This is a genomic window from Cellvibrio sp. PSBB023 (assembly GCF_002007605.1).
Classification (GTDB): Bacteria; Pseudomonadota; Gammaproteobacteria; order Pseudomonadales; family Cellvibrionaceae; genus Cellvibrio.
The window spans coordinates 4,098,676-4,118,597 of sequence record NZ_CP019799.1; the positions used below are offsets into that span (position 1 = coordinate 4,098,676).

Sequence of the window (19,922 nt, forward strand, 5' to 3'; positions counted from 1 at the left end):
GACAGCGGTAACCGCTTTCGGGGTAGGCTCAGGTGCCACGGCTCCTGTATACTGCCCGCCTTCATTTTTCAGGCAATTTGGCTAAGGGCAGAGCACAGCGTGAATCCAGCGGCACATGCGTTTATTCGCGGGTTACATAACCTGCGCCCCTGGCACCGTGGCTGCGTGGCAACCATCGGCTCCTTTGATGGCGTGCATCTCGGTCATCAAGCCATACTGCGTCAGTTAATGGATGTCAGCCGGCATTACAACCTGCCTGCCGTGGTCATCGTATTTGAGCCTCAGCCACACGAATTTTTTTCCGGCGATAAGGCCCCCGCGCGGCTCATGCGCCTGCGCGAAAAAGTACAAGCCTTATTGGCTGCCGGTGTGGCGCGCGTCCTCTGTGTGCAATTTAACGAGGCGCTGCGCAAGCTGACCGCTGAAGCCTTTATCGAAACTGTCTTGCTGGATGGTTTGGATATCAAGCATCTGGTAGTGGGCGACGATTTCCGTTTTGGCTGTGATCGCCGCGGCGATTTCGCCCTGCTGCAAAAAATAGGCGCTGAGCGCGGGTTTGGCGTAACCGATACCTGTACCCTTGAAATAAATGGTGAGCGCGTGAGCAGTACACGTATCCGCCACCTGCTGGAAATGGGTGATTTTGCCCAGGCAGAAACCCTGCTCGGCAAGCCCTACAGCATTAGCGGGCGTATTGCTTACGGCCAGCAGTTGGGGCGTAAGCTCGGTGTGCCAACTGCCAATGTGCACTTGCGTCGCTACCGCTCGCCTTTGCACGGTGTATTCACCGTCAGTGCCCGCTTTGTGGATGGCAGTGTGCATCAGGGCGTCGCCAATGTGGGGGTGCGACCCACAGTGACTGGCGACAAAAAACCACTGTTGGAAGTGCACCTGTTTGATTTCTCCCGCAAAGTCTATGGCGCGATGATTGATGTTGTGTTTCACACCAAATTGCGCGATGAAAAGAAATTCAACTCGCTGGATGAACTGCAAACACAGCTGCAAGCCGATATTGCCCAAGGACAGGCTTTTTTCCGGCGCGACACTGCTCCTATGAACTAAGGTCTTGCCGCAATTCGCTGTTCTTTTTTGACGTGTACCTAACTGGGATTCGGAATATGAGTAGCGTATGGCAGCAAATATCCAATACGGTAGTGATAGAGTTTTCTGACCTCAAGGACGTCACTGAAATTACCACCATCACCGTCCGTTTATTAATGGCGGCGTTGTTGGGCGGAATCCTCGGTTTTGAACGCGAGCAGCGTGGCAAAGCGGCCGGGATTAAAACGCACATGCTAGTGTCCATTGGCGCTGCACTGTTTGTGTTAATTCCCATGCAGGCCGGGCTCTCCGAGTCTGAATTGAGTCGCGTGGTACAGGGTATTATCGCCGGTATAGGTTTTCTGGGGGCGGGCGCCATACTTAAGGGCACCGATGAAAAAGACCTGAAAGGCTTAACAACGGCCGCCAGTATTTGGCTAACTGCTGCCATCGGCGTCGCGGCTGGTTTAGGGCGCGAATCATCGGCAATTCTCTGCACCTTGTTGGCGCTGATGATATTAATCGTTATTCCGCGTGTTGCAGAGCTGATGGCCGCCAAACGCAAATTGTAAATGTGTATGGCATATTATTGCCGCCGTATATTTTTAAACACCTTTGTTAACAAGTTGACCGTGAATCATGACCGATTACAAAACAACACTGAATTTGCCCAACACCGGTTTTGCGATGAAAGCAAACCTCGCCCAGCGCGAGCCGGACATGCTCAAACAATGGCAAGCGAGTGATCTGTACCAACAGATTCGCGCTGCACGTGTTGGTCACGAGCAATTTATTTTGCACGACGGCCCACCCTACGCCAACGGCGATATTCATATCGGTCACGCGGTTAACAAAATCCTCAAAGACATTATCGTCAAAAGCAAAACCTTAAGTGGTTTTGACGCGCCCTATGTGCCGGGTTGGGACTGCCATGGCCTGCCAATCGAACACAATGTCGAGAAAAAAATCGGCAAGGCAGGCGATAAGGTTGATGTAAAGACTTTCCGCAATAAGTGCCGCGAATATGCCGCCAAACAAGTCGAAGGCCAAAAGGCTGATTTTGTGCGCTTGGGAGTTTTAGGTGAATGGGATAAACCCTATCTCACTATGGATTATAAATTCGAAGCGGACATTATTCGCTCGCTCGGAAAAATTGCTGAAAACGGCCATCTACACAAAGGTTTTAAACCTGTGTACTGGAGTGTTGTCGGTGGCTCCGCGCTCGCAGAAGCTGAAGTGGAATATCAGGATAAAACCTCATTTTCTATCGATGTAAAATTTGCATTTGTCGATCAAGCTGCAATTGAAAAAGCAATTGCCGAGTTGAGTGGCAGTGGGAAAATCTCGTTGGTGATCTGGACAACCACTCCTTGGACTTTACCTGCGAATCAAGCGGTTTCTGCCAATGCAGAAGTGGACTACGCCTTGGTGCAAGTGGGCGACGAACGTTTGCTGGTGGCTGAGACGTTAATCGGCAGTGTGCTGGCACGCGCAAAAATTGAAAACCATGTAATCGTTGGCCGTGTAAAAGGCGCTGTATTGGAAAACTTGTTGCTGCAACATCCTTTCTACGCGCGTCAGGTTCCAGTGATTCTCGGTGATCATGTGACTACTGATGCCGGTACTGGCTTCGTGCATACCGCACCAGATCACGGCGCCGACGACTTTAATGTCGGTGTGAAATACGGCATAGGCACGCTTAACTACATCGATGATCACGGCACCTATCGCCCGAACGTAGAAATCTTTGCGGGCGATCACGTTTACAAAGTGGATGAAAAAGTAGTTGCGCTTTTAATTGAAAAAAATGCGCTGCTCGCGCAAGGCAAGATTACCCACAGCTTCCCACACTGCTGGCGCACCAAAACCCCGCTGATTTTCCGTGCAACACCGCAATGGTTTGTGAGCATGAGCAAAAACAATTTGCGTGATCAAGTTGCGCAAGCGGTGGAGTCGGTTGAGTGGGTGCCGGATTGGGGTAAAGCGCGTATCGATGCCATGCTCGCAACGTCACCGGATTGGTGTATCTCCCGCCAGCGCACTTGGGGTGTTCCCATTGCGTTGTTTGTGAATAAAGAAACGCAAGAATTGCATCCGGAAACTGCGCGCTTGATTGAAGCCGTTGCGCAAAAAGTCGAGCTGGCCGGAATGGATGCCTGGTTCGAACTGGATGCTGCCGAATTGCTCGGTGCCGACGCCGATAAGTATCAAAAAGTCACTGATACCTTGGACGTATGGTTTGATTCCGGCGTAACGCATTACGCGGTACTTGAGCAACGCGGTGGTTTGCGTTTCCCGGCAGATTTGTATCTGGAAGGCTCAGACCAGCACCGCGGTTGGTTCCAGTCATCGCTAAAAACCTCCATGGCGATGCATGGCGTTCCTCCTTATAAAACCGTGCTGACTCATGGTTTTGTGGTGGACGCGCAAGGGCGCAAAATGTCCAAGTCCATTGGCAATGTAATTCCGCCACAAAAAGTAGTGAACGACTTGGGCGCGGACGTATTGCGTTTATGGGTTGCTGCAACGGATTTCAGCACTGAGATGAGTGTGTCCGATGAAATTCTGAAGCGCACCGCTGATTCCTATCGTCGCATTCGCAATACCGCGCGCTTTATCTTGTCCAACCTCACCGGCTTTAATCCGGCAACTGATGCTGTTCCTGTTGAAAATATGTTGCAGTTGGATCGCTGGATTGTGGCGCGTACAGCACAATTGCAGCAAGACATTATCGCTGCTTACGACAGCTACCAATTGCATTTGATCTACCAAAAACTGCACAACTTCTGTGTGGTTGAGTTGGGCGGTTTCTATCTCGATATTATTAAAGATCGCCAATACACCGTAAAAGGTGACGCGCTTGCTCGCCGTTCCGCGCAAACTGCATTGCATTACGTGATTGAAGCGATGGTGCGCTGGATTGCACCGATTCTAAGTTTCACTGCCGATGAAATCTGGAAAGAAATTGCCGGCGAGCGCGAAGCGAATGTGTTTGTCGCTGAATGGTATCAATTGCCTGCAATGCCTGTAGATTCCTTTGCTGACAGCTACTGGGAATTGATCGCGCAAGTGAAAGACGCCGTAAACAAAGTGTTGGAGGCAAAACGCACTGCAGGCGAAGTGGGTGGTTCATTAGGTGCTGAAGTCATTTTGTATTGCGACGAAAAGTTGCACGGCGAATTGCACAAACTTGCCAACGAATTGCGCTTTGTATTGATCACATCTACCGCTGAAATTCGCCCACTAGGTGAAGCGCAAAATGCTGAAGCAACCGATATTGCCGGTTTACAAGTGGCAGTGAAAAAATCCGAACATACAAAGTGTGAGCGCTGCTGGCACCATCGCGCTGACGTGGGTGCCAATGCTGCGCATCCCACTATTTGTTTGCGCTGTGTTGAAAATGTGGATGGTGCGGGCGAAACCCGTCACTTTGCTTAATGAATATCAGTGAGTTATTGCCGTTGAAAATTTATCAGAAAGCCTGGTTTTGGTATGTCGTTGCACTTGTGATAGTGGCATTGGATCAAGTCAGCAAGCATGCAATCGAAGCCGCATTTGAGTATGGCGAAACCTTGGTGTTTACGTCGTTTTTCAATTTTACCCTGGCCTATAACACCGGCGCGGCATTTAGTTTTCTTGCCGATGCTGGTGGTTGGCAGCGCTGGTTCTTTGCAGTGATTGCGTTAGTCGCGAGTGTGTTGCTGAGCGTGTGGATCGCGCGTTGCGCCCAACAAAAGCCGCGTGAAGCTTTCGCCCTGGCGTTTATTTTGGGTGGTGCCCTGGGAAACTTGTACGACCGTATCGTACATGGCCATGTGGTGGATTTTATTGTTGTGCATTACCAGGATAATTATTGGCCTGCATTCAATCTTGCTGATTCGGCGATCAGTCTGGGCGCTGCCGTATTGATTATTGATATGTTGTTTAGCAAAGAGAAAAAAGAGAATGCGTGAATTAGCAATTGGTCCTGGTACTAAAATTACCCTGCACTTTGCCCTGCAGTTGGACAATGGCGAAATGGTGGACTCCAATTTTGAGCGCGATCCAGCCACCTTTACCGTGGGCGATGGCAACCTTCTGCCCGGATTTGAAAAAGCCTTGTTTGGTATGTTGGAGGGCGAGCACAAAACCCTAGTGATTAAACCTGAGGATGGTTTTGGTCAGCGCAATCCCAATAATATCCAGGAAATTGCACGTAGCCAGTTCAGCCCGGATTTGGAGCTGAGTGAAGGCCTGATGCTGTCCTTTGCCGATGCACAAAAAACCGAGCTTCCTGGTGTCGTGGTGCGATTTGATGACGATGTTGTAGTGGTGGATTTTAATCATCCATTGGCGGGGCGCGATATTTTATTTGAAGTGGCTATCCTTAAAATCGAACCGGTTCAGGTGCATTAATCATGACCCAAATCAAGCTCGCTAATCCCCGTGGTTTTTGTGCTGGCGTCGATCGCGCAATTGATATTGTAAATCGCGCCCTTGATGTATTCGGTGCGCCAATTTATGTGCGCCATGAAGTGGTGCACAATAAATTTGTGGTGGATTCCTTGCGCGAGCGCGGCGCCATTTTTGTTGATGAAGTCGAACAGGTTCCCGATGATGTTATTTTGATTTTCAGTGCGCACGGTGTATCACAAGCTGTGCGTCAGGAAGCAGAAGCGCGTGGTTTGCAAGTATTCGATGCAACCTGTCCGCTGGTCACTAAAGTGCATATTGAAGTCACTCGCTATAGTCGCGAAGGGCGCGAATGTATTCTGATTGGTCACGAAGGACACCCCGAAGTAGAAGGCACCATGGGGCAATACAGTGCTGAAAATGGCGGCGCTATTTATCTTGTGGAGGATGAGGCCGATGTTGAGGCACTACAGGTAAATGATGCAGAAAACCTAGCGTATGTGACCCAAACTACGCTCTCCATGGACGACACGGCAAAAGTCATTGAAGCATTGCGCAATAAGTTTCCCAAAATTCAGGGGCCGCGTCGCGACGATATCTGTTACGCCACCACTAATCGCCAGGATGCCGTACGCCAATTGGCCCTGGAGTGCGATCTGGTTCTGGTTGTTGGCTCCCCCAACTCCTCCAACTCCAACCGCCTGCGAGAGCTGGCCGAGCGTTGCGGGACAGAAGCCTATCTTATCGATGGCCCCGAAGACATTAATCCTGAATGGATTAAAGACCGCGTTAGCATCGGCATCACCGCAGGCGCCTCCGCCCCTGAAATATTGGTAAAACAAGTAATCGATAAATTAAAAGCCTGCGGCGCACAAGCCCCTATTGAAATGGATGGCACACCGGAAAACATCAGTTTTTCTTTGCCGAAGGCGTTAAGATTGTAAAACCATGAATCTGCAGGGCTATTTGATTTGGTCACATTGCGCCACTGTTAAGGTTTTTACTCGCGTTCTTCCTCCTCTGGAGATTACCAAGCCATAGCCCTTGCCCTTTATGGTCGGGCAAATATTGAATGTTCCCAGTTGCAATACGCCCCCATTGCTCTTCCCTACTTTTCGGGCTTCTCCTGTACTTATGAAGGAGATATATTCTTTCACATGGCTATTGGCTTCAATTTTTATTTTGGAAGTTACTGCCGTTACCTGCTGTAATATTTCATCATTATTTAATACCCCATCATTATTCTTATCAATAAATAAACTCCAGCCTTGCGTCCAGTCTTTTTGATTTGCAAATAAAATGGTGCGACTGTTGCTGCTTACTGCCAATGTGCGTGCAGACTCTATGGCGCGTAGTAAGTCATGCATGACGATTTTTGTCTGTGTATGTTTGATTTGTTCAGAAAAAGTGGGGGCAGCAATAGAGATGGCTATTGCCAATATAGAGAGTACTGCGATTAATTCGATGAGAGTAATACCCTGCTGTTTCATAAGGTGAACCTTTCCTTGGTATTGGTCGTTGATGCTAACCAGGCTCCTATCAGGGGCCGTTCATACGTCCTTGTTGACCGGATATCGCACTACCAGCTCCATTAGAAGCAAGATGTGGTACCGTTAAGCTAAATATAATCAGTGCCTGTTTTGTTGTCTATCCATCTATGAGGGCATTATTGCTATATTAGCTAATCGTCACAGTTTTCCTGCATATAGGCAAAAAATAATGAATAGAAACAAAGGGTTTACATTAGTTGAGCTTATGGTGACGGTAGTGGTGGTTTCTATCGTCGTCGCGGTTGCAATTCCCAGCTTTTCAGATCAGATAAAAAATAATCGTTCAGAGGCGTTGGGCGAAGAATTTGCATCTGCCTTAAATTTTGCCCGCATGGAGGCCGTAAAGCGCGTTGGCAGAGTATCGTTATGCCCAAGTGACAATGGCGCCGCTTGCACTAATTCTGCTTGGACTGATGGTTGGATCATTTTTGTTGATTATGCTGCTGCCGATAATGCTGCGCCCTTAACTACGCAAGGCGGCATAAGTAATATTCTTCGGCGATGGAATAAGGCCGCTACTGATAGCGAGATTTCCGTTCAGACGAATAATGCTGCGATTAATTATATTCGATTTACAGGTTTGGGGGCTTTGGCCAGATTAAATAATCCTCCTACCCCGGTGGTTGTTGAAGCAAAGCTCAATGGGTGTAAAGGTGATAAGGCACGGCGAATCACTGTGGGTGTTTCAGGAATTGTGAATGTGGCGAAGATCGCTTGTGATGCCAATCCTTGAGGAATTTTTATTGTGACGAAAACGATTGATTTACAGCGGGGCGTAGGCCTAATTGAGGTGCTGGTAGCAGTGCTTTTGATGGGAACATCATTGCTGGCAATTTCCGCTCTACAAGTCCGATCTCTTCAACAAAATCACGAGGCGTTAATAAGAACACAAGCCAATATTTTGGCTTACGACATATTAGAGCGAGTAAGGATGGCTAGCCCCATGGCTCCCGGTGCTCTTGTCTTGCCTGTCCAAGATGATATGGATGACCTTGCAGAAAACTTACTCCCTAATGGGGTGGTAAATTTGAATTGCAATGCGGGTCGATTGTGTACGATTACACTTACCTGGAGTGAGTTTACTCGTACAGAAGATGACGCAGATCAGCAGGCATCCACATTTACCTATAGCACACGACTTTAGGATTTTTTATGCGCTTCCAAAAAGGCTTATCTCTCGTTGAGTTGATGATAGCAATAACCCTGGGCTTAATATTGATGACTGGGGTAATTCAGTTATTTATATCCAGTAAAGATACGTTTCGTACTCAGCAGGCAACATCTAGAGTGCAAGAGACAGGGCGCTTAGCGGTAGAGTTTATTAATCGTGATCTGCGAATGGCTGGCTTTACTGGTTTTCGGGGAAGAATATCCGCAATAAGCAATAAAATTGCGCCAGTCAATTATGCAAATGATTATGTAAATGGTGTTTCTGTTATAGCGAGCAATTCTGCAGCCGATATAGCACCGATGAATGGTACTAATGTACTAGTTATTCGGGGGGCGCTGGCAGGTGAGAGTTCAGCATTGATTTTGCCTGCAGAAGCGGGGTTGCTTACTGTCACTTTGAGAAGTACAGAGGTTGGAGCATGCAGTGATGGTGCTACTCGGTATAACGGGCTTTGCCCAACTGATGATTTAATGATAGCTGATTATCAGAAAACTGTTGTGTTTAAACCTACATCCATTGCTCCTAGCGGTGCTACGTTACAAATAAAATATGCAGGTGGATGGGGGGGCGACTATCTAAACTATAAAGAGTATTTCACTATAGGTGCTCAGATATCTTCTGCTCAAACTGTCTCTTATTTTGTTCGCGAAGGTGTATCAGGGCGACCAAGTTTGTTTCAGCGCATTAATTCAGGAGCTGCAGTAGAGTTATTGGAAGGTGTTGCCAATATTGCCGCTAGCTATAATCGTTTTAGTAATCCGAATGCTTATTTAGATGCGATTGGAACACTCGATGGATTGTGGAATAACCAGAGTGACCCTGTCATCAGTATGCAAATAGAGCTGCTTGTCGAAAGCATTGACGATCGTGTGTTGGATGAAAAACAAACCTACCGGTTTAATAATCAAAATATTCCAGCAGATGACTTCCGGCTACGTCAGGTTTTTGCAACCACGGTTGCATTGCGGAATCAATTGCCTTAGTAGGTGAAACAGATGCAATTCAAATTACACAGCAACACAATGAAACAACGCCAAGCAGGTGCCGTTCTGATTGTGGCATTGGTAATGGTGCTTTTAATGACAATAGTAGGCGTGTCGGCAATTAAAGGAAGTAACTTGCAGGAATTAATGGCGGGCAATGTGCGTGATAAGCAAATATCTTTTCAAGCTGCCGAGGCCGCTTTGCGTGATGCTGAGGCATCTGTTAATGGTGTAAATCCCCCAAACATTGGTGGCGCTACAGTGGGGTTCGTTGAGCAAATTGCTGCCGGCTCGGTGTCGTCTCATTGGCGCAATAATTTTGTGTGGTTTGATAAAACAACACAATTCTCTGTTCTCACTGATATGGATTTGAAGATGATCCATGACAAACCCCGATATGTGGTAGAGAAGCTGGATGTTACTTATGTGCCGGGATCAGATGGTCGTGCAGTTGATCTCCTTGGTGTGCAAAATGCGCCAGAAATTATGATTTATAGAATTACTGGGCGGGGAGTTGGAGTAACCGATAGCTCTATTACCTATTTGCAGTCGCTATACCGGCGGCAGTAATAGAGATACCTGCTGTAATTCTATATTTTCCCTGAAACTCTTTTTGAACCCGCAGTGAGGCAATCTCCATGGGCAGTCTGAAAATTGGTGCCATATTTGTGCTGTATTGTATTGGGGTTATTTATTCTGCCAATACTCATGCAATTGCGCTTTCACAGAAACCATTATTCCTTACATCGGGTGCAGAGCCTAACTTGATGTTTATATTAGATGATTCTGGGTCGATGCAATTTGAAATTACACCAGAAAAATACCGTATGGGGAGTTCTGCGAATACTGTTTTTGCATTTCCTGCTGCGAATGGGTATTACGGAAATAATGCATTCAATACACGTGCGGTGGCGCCGGGAGATCGATCTGTCTACGGTAAGTTGTTTCGCTCCAAAATTAATGCAAGCTACTATGATCCATCCAAGCGCTATACCCCTTGGGTGGCTGCGGATGGCTCCACTATGCCTAATGCCAGCCCAACATGTGCATTGCATAATCCTATGAACTCAGGAACAGATGAGACTAAATGTCGCAATTTGACAAGCAATGGTACTCGTAATTTTGCAGGCAGAACTTCTATTTGGGTCAGCTGTACCGGGCTTGGTAATTGTTCAACCATCGCGGCCAATACCAATAATAGCTGGACATACTATCCTGCAACCTATTATTGGTACTCTGGCTCTAGTGCCGCAGGGCAAGAATGGGTTGATGCGAACTATACAGAAGTAAAAATCCAAGGCGCAACAAGTACCTATACTGGGCACGGACGTACTAGTGAAAACCGTACAGACTGTAATGTTAATGCAGGAATAACTGTTTGTACTTATGCACAAGAAATTCAGAACTTTGCAAATTGGTACACTTATTATCGTTCACGAGTGCTCACCGCTCGAGCAGGAATCGGGCGCGCCTTTTCAAGCCAGCAGGATGATATCCGTGTTGGTTTTGGAACAATCAATCGTGGCTCTAATACTATTGATGGTGTTAGCACTGCCATTATTAAAACAGGTGTAAGGAAGTTTGATTCTGCGCGGAAAACATCGTTTATAAATGAACTTTACACAGTACCGATTGATGGTGGTACACCTTTGCCCTACGCCCTTGAAACAGTAGGAAAGTATTTTGAGCGTGCAGATAACAACGGTCCATGGTCAAAAAGCCCGGGAAGTGGTGATGCAACAGCACACGTAGCATGCCGAGCTAGCTACGCGTTACTGATGTCCGATGGTTATTGGACTAGTACAGTTGACTCGGTAGGTAATGCCGATAATGCCAATGGCGATGTAATTACTAATCACACGCCTGGTACTGCTTTCAATACAACTTATCAATACAAGCCATCAGCTCCATTCGCTGACAATCAATCTAACAGTTTGGCTGATGTGGCTATGGCTTACTGGAAAAAGGATTTGCGTCCAACTCTTGCAAATAAGGTGAAACCCAATCAGGTTGATCCTGCTTTTTGGCAGCATATGACAACTTTTACAATTGGTTTGGGAGTTGAGGGAAATATATCTCCTGTACCTAATGTTGCAGAGTCAATCTTAAAAGGCATCAATATTCCTTGGCCTAACTTAGTCGCCTCCGCTGAAGATGGGACTAAGGTTGATGACATGGTGCATGCGGCAATTAATGGAAGAGGCGACTTTTTTAGTGCAAGTGAGCCTGATATTTTTGCAAAGCGTCTGTCCGGATTATTGCAGGATATTAGTGCTAGAAAAAACAACAATGCGGCTGCGGCCGCGGCCAACTCAACTAGCTTAAATACTGGTAGCGTTATTTATAATGCATTGTTTGATAGCACCAATTGGACTGGCGAATTGAAGGCAACTTCTTTGAAGCCCGATGGTACTTTTGGTAATTTACTGTGGAGTGCTTCTATTCCTAATGCATCTAACAGGAATATATATACTTTCAATGGTGTAGTTGGAAAAGAGTTTCGCTGGGGAAATTTGACTGCTGATCAGAAGACTGCATTAAATGCGGGTGGTGACAATACTATCGGCGAAGCTCGATTAAATTGGGTGCGAGGCGTTAATGAGATTGCGCCAACTAATCCAGCTGATTTGCGTTCAAGGCTTGATGAAACATCAAATAGCCTTAAGTTGTTAGGTGATATTGTTAACTCCGATCCTGCTTATGCAGGTACGAATAATATGCGTTACGATAGATTGCCAGCTGAGTTGGGCGGTAATGATTACTTGGAGTACTACAATACTAAAAAGAAAAATCGACGCGAAATGATTTATGTTGGTGCAAATGATGGAATGATGCATGCGTTCAATGCTCGTACTAGCATTAGTGATGCAGTCCCTGCGGGTAGAGAAATGTTTTCATATGTGCCTACGCAGGTAATACCACATCTTCCTAATCTGGCTTCAGCTTCTTACGGGAAAGATAATGCGCATTTGCATAGGTATCTGGTAGATGGACCTATTTATATCTCCGATGCCTACATCGGCGGTAAGTGGCGTAATATTCTCGTTGGTTCTTTAGGTGCTGGTGGTAGAGGCATTTATGTACTGGATGTAACTGATCCTGACAACTTTGGTGCATCAAATGTATTATTTGAGCTTACACAGGCTCAATACCCAGAATTGGGAAATATCACTCGTCTACCAGTTATTGCACCTGCTAAAGATAATCGCTGGAAGATTTTTGTTGGTAATGGATATAACTCTAGTAAAGACGGTCTTGCTCGTGCTTATTTGGGCGTGATCGATATTGAGGATGAATGGAAGCGTGCGTCTAACAATGGTATAGGTGCTACTCGTACTGTATTTATCGCAACAGATGGCGTTAGTGAAAGCGCTTTATCCCAACCTGCATTATTACCTGACCCCAACGGTTATATTACATATGCCTATGCTGGGGATATGAGAGGAAACCTGTGGAAGTTTGACTTGTCTTCATCCTCAGGTGGATCATCATGGAAGTCTGCTTATGGAACAACGCCATTATTTGTGGCTAGTCGAAATGGTGTGCGTCAACCTATCACGGCAAGCCCAACACTGGGTTTTAACTCGGAGATTAGCCCGGCAAGAGTAATGGTATATTTTGGTACTGGGCAATATGTTGCTGCGAATGATAACCAGCCATCAAGTGATGTGCAGAGCTTTTATGCAATAGCCGATAAAGGTGCGGTTATTCCCGTCGCTAAAAACCGTTCATCATTGCATCAAAAGGCAATAGCAAGTAACTCAACAGCGGCACAGCGTTACATCTCTAACGAAATAACAGCAAGTAAAACCAATGCTGTCAGTTGGGGGACGGTTGATGGATGGTATTTGGATTTTCCAGCGAATGAACGAGTTATTACTAAACCTTTATTGTTGTTTGATCGTCTGATATTCCCTACTGTCATTCCAAGTGAGGATGCTTGTGAATCCGGTGGATCTGGTTGGTTTATGGAGTTGATTGCTGTTGGTAATACCAATCCAGATTACAAGGTGTTAGGAGTCAATGGGAATATTAAATTGAATGTTGCTATCTTTGGGCAACCTACCTCGATTGAGGGGACCTATCAGCTTGGTTCTGTTGGTGGGAATGGTGGTAGTACAAGCTCAGGTTCTTCCAGTTCAGCCAGCAATGATTGTGGTGCTGTGGGAGGCGGAAGTGGTGTGGTTGCTGTTGTTGGCATCCAAAGTGATGGTACTCAGGTTAGTAATACCGGAAGTCGCCCTTGTGAATTGTTTAATCGCCAATCCTGGCAGGAATTAGAGTGATTTTATGAAAAAATACAATAAGGGCTTTACGTTGACGGAACTGATGGTTGCTACTGCAATTGTTGCCATTTTGGCGGCAATTGCTTACCCATCGTATATGGGGTCAGTGAGAAAAAGTAATCGCACAGAAGCTAAAACCGAGTTGACAGATGTGGCTCAAAGGCTTCAAAAATGCTTCACGACCTATGGTCGTTTCGATGATCCAAATGGGGAAAACTTGTGTCCGGTTTTTGAAAGGTTAACGACCGGTCCTGTCTATAAAACTCGTGGACGTGGATTGTATGAAATCACCATAACAAATACTGCAGCGACTACTTATACATTAACTGCAACAGCGGTCGCCGCGCCGCAACTGGCGGATACTGGCTGTGAAGCGCTGACACTTGATCATATGGGGCAGGCATTACCTCAGGAATGTTGGTAGTATTTTTATATGAGTAATGGCCCTCGTTAGTAAGTGGGGGCCTTACTCATCATCCAACCCCAACTTCTGCAATCTGTAACGCAAAGATCTAAAACTAATCCCCAAATGTTTTGCTGCCAGTGTTTTATTCCACTTCGCTTGTTCCAGGGCATGGCACAGAATTTCTTTTTCAACATCCTGTAAGTATTCATCTAATGATGAATATTCTGCACAACGTGCGGGATAGTCGACTATATTGCTGCGTGATGATGTACGTGTTCCGCTGCCATAGGTTTTTTCGTGAGAGCTATCGGGGTTTACGCCTTGGCCGCGTAATTGTAAATCCTGTGCTTCAATGATATTGCTGTCGCAGAGTGTAAATGCGCGCTCCAGAATATTTTCCAGTTCACGCACATTGCCGGGAAAATGATAATTTTCCAGCACGCGCTGCGCATCTATAGAAAGCCTGGGCGCGGGCATGCCAATATCAGTCGCGAGTTTATTGAGTAGGTGCTGGGTTAGCAGGCGAATATCTTCGCGTCTTTCTCGCAGCGGGGCGACAGCTAGTTGAATAACATTCAGGCGGTAGAATAAATCCTGGCGAAAGCGTCCTTCCTTCACTTCCACTTCAAGATTTTTGTGTGTCGCACACAAAATGCGTACATCGGTGGCGAGTTCTTCTGCGGCGCCAACGGGGCGTACAGATTTTTCCTGAATGGCGCGCAAGAGTTTTACTTGCATGTCCAACGGCAAATCGGCGACTTCATCAAAAAATAAGGTGCCGCCTTCTGCCGCCTGGAACAGGCCAATCTTGTCTTGGTGTGCGCCGGTAAAGCTGCCTTTTTTATGGCCAAAAAACTCACTTTCCATTAATTCGCGTGGTATGGCTCCGCAGTTTACGGCGATAAACGGATTGCTGGCGCGGGGGCCCAAGTCGTGGATAGAGTGGGCGACTAATTCTTTGCCCGAGCCCGACTCGCCACTGATGTAAACCGGTGCTTGTGAGCGCGCCAGTTTTTCAATGCTGCGAATCAAATCCTGAATCGCTTTTGACTCGCCGATAATCGGTGTTAGCTTGGGCAATGGTTGCGGTGCAAGTTGGCTTGATTCGATTGCCGTATTTACCAGTTTGCGCAGTGTCGCGAGGTTAACCGGCTTGGAAATAAAATCAAAAGCGCCGGCTTTCATGGATTCAATGGCGGTATCCACACTGCCGTGGGCGGTGATTACAGCAACGGGTAAGCGTGGATAGCGCTGTTGAATGAGTTCAACAATTTCCAGGCCTTTGCCATCGGGCAGGCGCATATCTGTGAGGCAAAGATCGTAGCTGTGGTTGGACAGCATCTGTCTTGCGCTGCTGACGGAATCTGCGCTGTCTGTATGAATCTGCATACGACCCAGAGTAATCTCCAACAATTCGCGGATATCCGGTTCATCATCAATAATTAAGGCGCGTTTTTGTGTCATTCGTTATTGCTCGCAGCGGCATTCAATAAACTGTTATTCAGGTTAGGAGGCTTTTTCCGGGTGGGCGAGTTGTAGGTGAAAGCAACTTTCGCCCTGTGATGTGCGTGTGTAGGAAATGATGGCCTGATTGGCCTCGCACAACTCTTTGCAAATATAAAGTCCTAAACCTGATCCGGTATTTTCGGTGGTAAAAAAGGGTTCGAATAAATGTTTGGCATTGTCATCACTGATGCCTGGGCCGTAATCAATGACGCGAATATAGGGTTGGTAGTGGCCTATGTCTACTCCAATTTCCAAACGTAAATCGGGGCGCCCGGTTTTTTTAGTACTGTAGCGTAGACCGTTATCGCACAGGTTGCTCAATACTTGCCCCAACTGGCTGGTGTCGAATTTGGCTTCAAGTGCCCCTACTTTGAGGATATTTCTGTTGTGTGATTCGCTGCGGCTATCGCGCAAGTTTTTTTCGAGTAAGGCAATTTCCAGTTGCTGTCCGTTGCTCTTGCCCGCTTTATAGTCGCGGATAAAGGCAGGTATCCATTCGCGTAAATTAATGGGCAGTGTTTGTGTGGGTCTGCGGCGGGAGAGCTGCAGAATATTTTCAATAATTTGGTTAACACGCCGGCTGTGGTTATTGATGATGTCCAGTAGCCGAAGTTCACTTTGGGGAAGTTGTGGCGATTCTCCCAGTAGTTGACTAGCGTGGCTGATGGCACCGAGCGGGTTGCGAATTTCATGGGCAATGCTGGCGGTCAGTCGCCCGAGGGATGCCAGTTTTAATTGTTGCGCCTGTTGATTGAGTGAGCGCACGTCCTCTAAAAAAATTAATACTTCATTCGTTTTGTCGGGTTCCAAATAGGCAAAATTAACTTTTATTTCATTGGGTGTGTCGCCGTCAATTTTTAAAAAGGGTGAGTGGTCATTGCTGTGACGCTGCCAGGATTGGTGTTTTTTATAGAGTTCAGGAAATTCACTGAGCGACAGGTTTTCGATACTGTCACTGTTGGTGCCGAGTAACTTGAGTGCAGCGTGATTGTGCAGTTCAATGGTGAGTTGATCGTTCAGCACAAGAATTCCTGTACGCATTCTTTCAACAATGAGTTGTGCCAGTTTTTGTAAGTGTGCAGCTTGTTTGGCTTGGGCTTCTGCCTCGGCATAGGAGAGGCGAACTTTTTTGGTGAGATGTTGGAATAGCAGGGCAGTGAGAAAAGCGAGTGCGCTGAGTATGCCCGAGGTAAAAACGGCTTTGCTATCTTGGGTGAGGATGACAAACCTATAGGCTCCTTCTCCAATCACGACAATCGTTGTAATCGCCGCGAGAAAAAGCGATATGCGCTCGCGCAGCATAATGCCGCCTGCGGCAATCGCAATCAGCAGCAAATAACCCAAGGCACTGGTCGCACCGCCACTGGCGTGCATCAATAAACTGATCGCCACCACATCAATCAGTAGCGAGCCAAACAGTTTGGTTTGCGATGGAGCGTATTTCACTCGCCACATGACAACCAGTGTTATGAAATTGATGGCGGTGTAGCCGATAGAGCAATAGAAAAACAGCTGGGGATTATCGTGACCGAGAACTTGCGGGGCGAACTCGATTTGGAACATCAAGAGCAACACACTGCCGAGCAGGGTGCGATAGTAGGTGTAGACGCGCAGTAAATCGTAGGGGTTATAGCCCTGCGGGCTGGCTAGTTGAACCTGAGACATGATGTATGGATAACCCTTTTTAGATGGCTGACAAAATCCGCTTGGCTTTACCGGTTTATTTCACGGACAATGTGCGCCTGTAACGACAGAACCTGTTTCAGAGGCGGTGCGATTGCACCAATTCTGCCATTTTCCCATGACTTGTGCTGCCCAGTGGGTAACGATTCACGAGTTATTGTTAAGCCTGTCTTTTTTCCCCTTGGATAAGCACGAATTTCTATGTCTGTATATTTGACGATTGCCCAAATTAATACGCTGGTTGGTGATATCCCCGGTAATACCGCAAAAGTATTGGCTTCTGCCCGCGCCGCAATAGCGCAGGGCGCGGTGGACGCTGTGATCTTTCCCGAGCTGACACTGACGGGCTATCCCCCGAAGATTTACTCTTGCGTCCGAGCCTGGGCTTGCGTATTGAGCGCGCTCTGAATGAACTCATCGCCGCTAAACTGCCGGTGGCATTGATTGTGGGTTATCCCCGCTTCAAGCAGGGGCTGCTATTCAATATGGCGGGTGTGATTGCCGATGGCCAATTGGTGGCGGAATATGCCAAGCAATACCTGCCGAATTATCAGGTGTTCGATGAAAAGCGCTATTTCACGGCTGGCGATTCTGCGTGTGTGTTCTCCCTGAAGGGCGTGCCAACGGCGCTTAGCATCTGCGAGGATGTGTGGTACCCCGAGCCTATGGCGCAAGCCAGGGCGGCTGGGGCGCAACTGATGATTAGCCTCAATGCGTCGCCCTATCATCAGCGCAAGCAGCTTGAGCGCGAGGATATTGTTGCCCAGCGCGCGCGCGAGGGGGGAATGCCGGTGGTTTATGCCAATCTGGTCGGCGGGCAGGATGAGTTGGTCTTTGATGGCGGCTCCATGGTGGTAGATACCAGCGGGGCCACACAGTTTCGCGCCCCTGCATTTGCCGAGGGTGACTTTTCCGTGGAGCTCAATAGCGACTCGGGTAAGGTTGCTGTGCCTGCGCAAGCGCTTGCGCCCATTCCGGAAAATACGGCGGCGGTGTACCAGGCTCTGGTGCTGGGTATGCGCGATTACGTGAATAAAAACCGCTTTAAAGGTGTGGTGTTGGGGCTTTCCGGGGGAATCGATTCGGCCCTGACGCTGGCCATGGCTGTGGATGCTTTGGGCGCTGATCGTGTTGAAGCCGTTATGATGCCCTTTCGCTACACCTCCGACCTTAGCAAAAATGATGCAGCTGATGAGGCGGCGCGGCTTGGTGTGCGCTACAGCTCAATCAGCATCGAGCCTATGTATGAAGCTTTTATGGCATCGCTCAGCGATGAGTTTGCTGGCGCCAAGCGCGATACGACGGAAGAAAACCTGCAAGCGCGCTGTCGCGGTGTTGTGTTGATGGCGATCTCCAACAAAAAAGGTTATCTGGTACTGACCACCGGAAACAAAAGTGAGATGGCCGTGGGCTATTCCACACTCTATGGCGATATGGCCGGCGGTTTTGATGCCTTGAAGGATGTACCCAAAACCCTGGTATTCGCCCTGTCGCGCTACCGCAACACCATTAGCCCGGTGATTCCCGAGACGGTTATCACCCGTCCGCCGTCCGCCGAATTGGCGCCCGACCAAAAAGATGAAGACAGCTTGCCGCCCTACGATATTCTTGACCGTATCCTGGAGCTTTATGTCGAGCAGGATTACAGCGCCGAGGCCATTATCAGCGAAGGGTTTGTTCGGGAGCAGGTGGAGCGAGTGGTGCGATTGGTGGATATCAATGAATACAAGCGTCGTCAGGCGCCGGTGGGGATTCGCATCAGCCAGCGTGGTTTTGGCCGCGATCGCCGCTACCCGATTACTTCTGGTTGGAAGCTGGGTGACTAACGGGTTCTACAAATAACGTGCTAGAAACAACAAAGGCCGCATTGCGGCCTTTGTTTGCTGGATTAATTAACCCGGGTTACGCGAGTGCTTGGTTTCTGGAATTGCGGGTCGTACAGGGCGCGAGTATCAAAGCCCGTGACTTCGTCTTTGCTGAACAAGCCCAGTGTCAGGTAAGCCAGCCAGCGCGATTGACCATTGTTGTACATGTATTCCTGATTAAATTCCCCTTTGCTGTTCAGGGCGGGGTAATCGGCATAGTTCAGCTTGAGAATTTCCAGCATTTCTTCGGCCTGAGCATTCATTTTCATCAGGTAATAGCCTTGTACCATCACCGCCAATGCATCGGGAATAGCGGGCGATTGCGGGAAGTTTTCCAGTACATAACGGCCGCGCGATATGGCCGCCAGATAGGCGCCGCGTTTGAAGTAATAGTTCGCCACATGAATTTCATAGCGCGCCAAGTGGTTGCGCAGGTGTAACATGCGCTTCTTGGCGTCCGCCGCGTAAGAGCTATCGGGAAAACGGTTGAGTAATTGGGTAAAATTGGCGAGTGATTCACGAGCTGCCCCCGGATCGCGCTTGGAGGTGTCTACCGGCATCACTCGCTCGAACATGCCTTTATCTTTGGTAAAGGAGCTCATACCCAGCATGTAGTAGGCATAATCCACATTGCGATGTTGCGGGTGCAGGCGAATAAACCGGTTGGCCGTGGCGATGGCGGCATCTGGTTCACCCGAGCTGTATTGGGCGTAGATCAGTTCCAATTGGGCCTGTTCGGCATAGGTGCCGAAGGGGAAGTTTTCCTCGAGCGAGTTAAGGTTCCGGATGGCGGATTCCCACTGGCTGCGTTCAAGTTGCTGCTCGGCGGCATTGTACAAATCCGCTTCGGTGGTGTATTCGGGCTCTTTGGAAGAGCAGGCAGTCAGCAATACCAGGGTGCTGAGCATCAAACAGGGCAGGACGCGCATAGGGTTATAGACTCTTATCTCAATAAACAAAGGCCCCTTTGGCGGGGCAGGGTATTTAAACACAGAGCTTGGCGGATACCAATCTGGCAGCAATAAAAGCTCCCAATTTC

The 19,922-nt window shown here is 48.0% G+C and carries 16 protein-coding genes and 1 pseudogene; 13 read left to right on the forward strand and 4 right to left on the reverse strand.

What is annotated here, in order from left to right; genetic code table 11:
* Positions 1-99 precede the first annotated feature (99 nt).
* From ribF to ispH, 6 genes are all read left to right on the forward strand, one after another.
* Positions 100-1,062: a bifunctional riboflavin kinase/FAD synthetase gene (ribF, locus tag B0D95_RS17630; protein ID WP_078045120.1), complete on the forward strand. Its 963-nt coding sequence runs from the start codon at positions 100-102 to the stop codon at positions 1,060-1,062.
* Between the two features lie 56 nt (positions 1,063-1,118).
* Positions 1,119-1,613: an MgtC/SapB family protein gene (locus tag B0D95_RS17635; RefSeq protein WP_078045121.1), complete on the forward strand. Its 495-nt coding sequence runs from the start codon at positions 1,119-1,121 to the stop codon at positions 1,611-1,613.
* 67 nt (positions 1,614-1,680) lie between these two features.
* A complete protein-coding gene (gene ileS / locus B0D95_RS17640) occupies positions 1,681-4,479 on the forward strand; it encodes an isoleucine--tRNA ligase (protein ID WP_078045122.1) in 2,799 nt (932 codons plus the stop codon).
* Positions 4,480-4,502: 23 nt separating this feature from the next.
* A complete protein-coding gene (gene lspA / locus B0D95_RS17645) occupies positions 4,503-4,994 on the forward strand; it encodes a signal peptidase II (RefSeq protein WP_371452553.1) in 492 nt (163 codons plus the stop codon).
* Positions 4,987-5,436: a peptidylprolyl isomerase gene (locus B0D95_RS17650; protein WP_078045124.1), complete on the forward strand. Its 450-nt coding sequence runs from the start codon at positions 4,987-4,989 to the stop codon at positions 5,434-5,436. Before lspA ends, B0D95_RS17650 begins: the two co-directional genes overlap by 8 nt.
* A gap of 2 nt (positions 5,437-5,438) precedes the next feature.
* Entirely contained in the window at positions 5,439-6,377 is a 939-nt protein-coding gene (gene ispH / locus B0D95_RS17655; protein ID WP_078045125.1) for a 4-hydroxy-3-methylbut-2-enyl diphosphate reductase, read from the forward strand.
* Positions 6,378-6,395: 18 nt separating this feature from the next.
* On the opposite strand, the gene B0D95_RS17660 is transcribed toward ispH, so the two are convergent.
* On the reverse strand, positions 6,396-6,923 hold the full coding sequence (locus B0D95_RS17660) for a GspH/FimT family protein (RefSeq protein WP_078045126.1): 528 nt from the start codon (positions 6,921-6,923) through the stop codon (positions 6,396-6,398).
* Between the two features lie 229 nt (positions 6,924-7,152).
* On the opposite strand from B0D95_RS17660, the gene B0D95_RS17665 reads away from it, so the two are divergent.
* The 6 genes from B0D95_RS17665 (at position 7,153) to B0D95_RS17690 (ending at position 13,847) form a co-directional block, all read left to right on the forward strand.
* Positions 7,153-7,716 (forward strand): GspH/FimT family pseudopilin, encoded by a 564-nt coding sequence (locus B0D95_RS17665; protein ID WP_078045822.1) that lies wholly within the window; start codon positions 7,153-7,155, stop codon positions 7,714-7,716.
* A gap of 12 nt (positions 7,717-7,728) precedes the next feature.
* Complete coding sequence (pilV, locus tag B0D95_RS17670; protein ID WP_078045127.1) at positions 7,729-8,127, forward strand: type IV pilus modification protein PilV; 399 nt, start codon at positions 7,729-7,731, stop codon at positions 8,125-8,127.
* Positions 8,128-8,135: 8 nt separating this feature from the next.
* Positions 8,136-9,137: a PilW family protein gene (locus B0D95_RS17675; RefSeq protein WP_078045823.1), complete on the forward strand. Its 1,002-nt coding sequence runs from the start codon at positions 8,136-8,138 to the stop codon at positions 9,135-9,137.
* 12 nt (positions 9,138-9,149) lie between these two features.
* Positions 9,150-9,707 (forward strand): PilX N-terminal domain-containing pilus assembly protein, encoded by a 558-nt coding sequence (locus tag B0D95_RS17680; RefSeq protein WP_078045128.1) that lies wholly within the window; start codon positions 9,150-9,152, stop codon positions 9,705-9,707.
* A 68-nt stretch (positions 9,708-9,775) separates the two neighbouring features.
* Positions 9,776-13,423 carry a pilus assembly protein gene (locus B0D95_RS17685; protein WP_078045129.1) on the forward strand — a complete coding sequence of 1,216 codons (3,648 nt, stop codon included), beginning with the start codon at positions 9,776-9,778 and terminating at the stop codon, positions 13,421-13,423.
* A gap of 4 nt (positions 13,424-13,427) precedes the next feature.
* The gene (locus B0D95_RS17690) at positions 13,428-13,847 is read left to right on the forward strand and encodes a type IV pilin protein (protein WP_078045824.1); all 420 of its coding nucleotides are present in this window, start codon (positions 13,428-13,430) and stop codon (positions 13,845-13,847) included.
* 42 nt (positions 13,848-13,889) lie between these two features.
* Here B0D95_RS17690 and B0D95_RS17695 read toward each other — a convergent pair whose 3' ends face one another.
* Complete coding sequence (locus B0D95_RS17695; RefSeq protein ID WP_078045130.1) at positions 13,890-15,293, reverse strand: sigma-54 dependent transcriptional regulator; 1,404 nt, start codon at positions 15,291-15,293, stop codon at positions 13,890-13,892.
* Positions 15,294-15,335: 42 nt separating this feature from the next.
* Positions 15,336-17,000: a PAS domain-containing sensor histidine kinase gene (locus B0D95_RS17700; protein ID WP_078045131.1), complete on the reverse strand. Its 1,665-nt coding sequence runs from the start codon at positions 16,998-17,000 to the stop codon at positions 15,336-15,338.
* 219 nt (positions 17,001-17,219) lie between these two features.
* On the opposite strand from B0D95_RS17700, the pseudogene B0D95_RS17705 reads away from it, so the two are divergent.
* Positions 17,220-18,844: pseudogene (locus tag B0D95_RS17705) on the forward strand (NAD+ synthase).
* Between the two features lie 62 nt (positions 18,845-18,906).
* Here the strand turns inward: B0D95_RS17705 and B0D95_RS17710 are convergent.
* On the reverse strand, positions 18,907-19,812 hold the full coding sequence (locus B0D95_RS17710) for an outer membrane protein assembly factor BamD (RefSeq protein ID WP_078045825.1): 906 nt from the start codon (positions 19,810-19,812) through the stop codon (positions 18,907-18,909).
* Positions 19,813-19,922 lie beyond the last annotated feature (110 nt).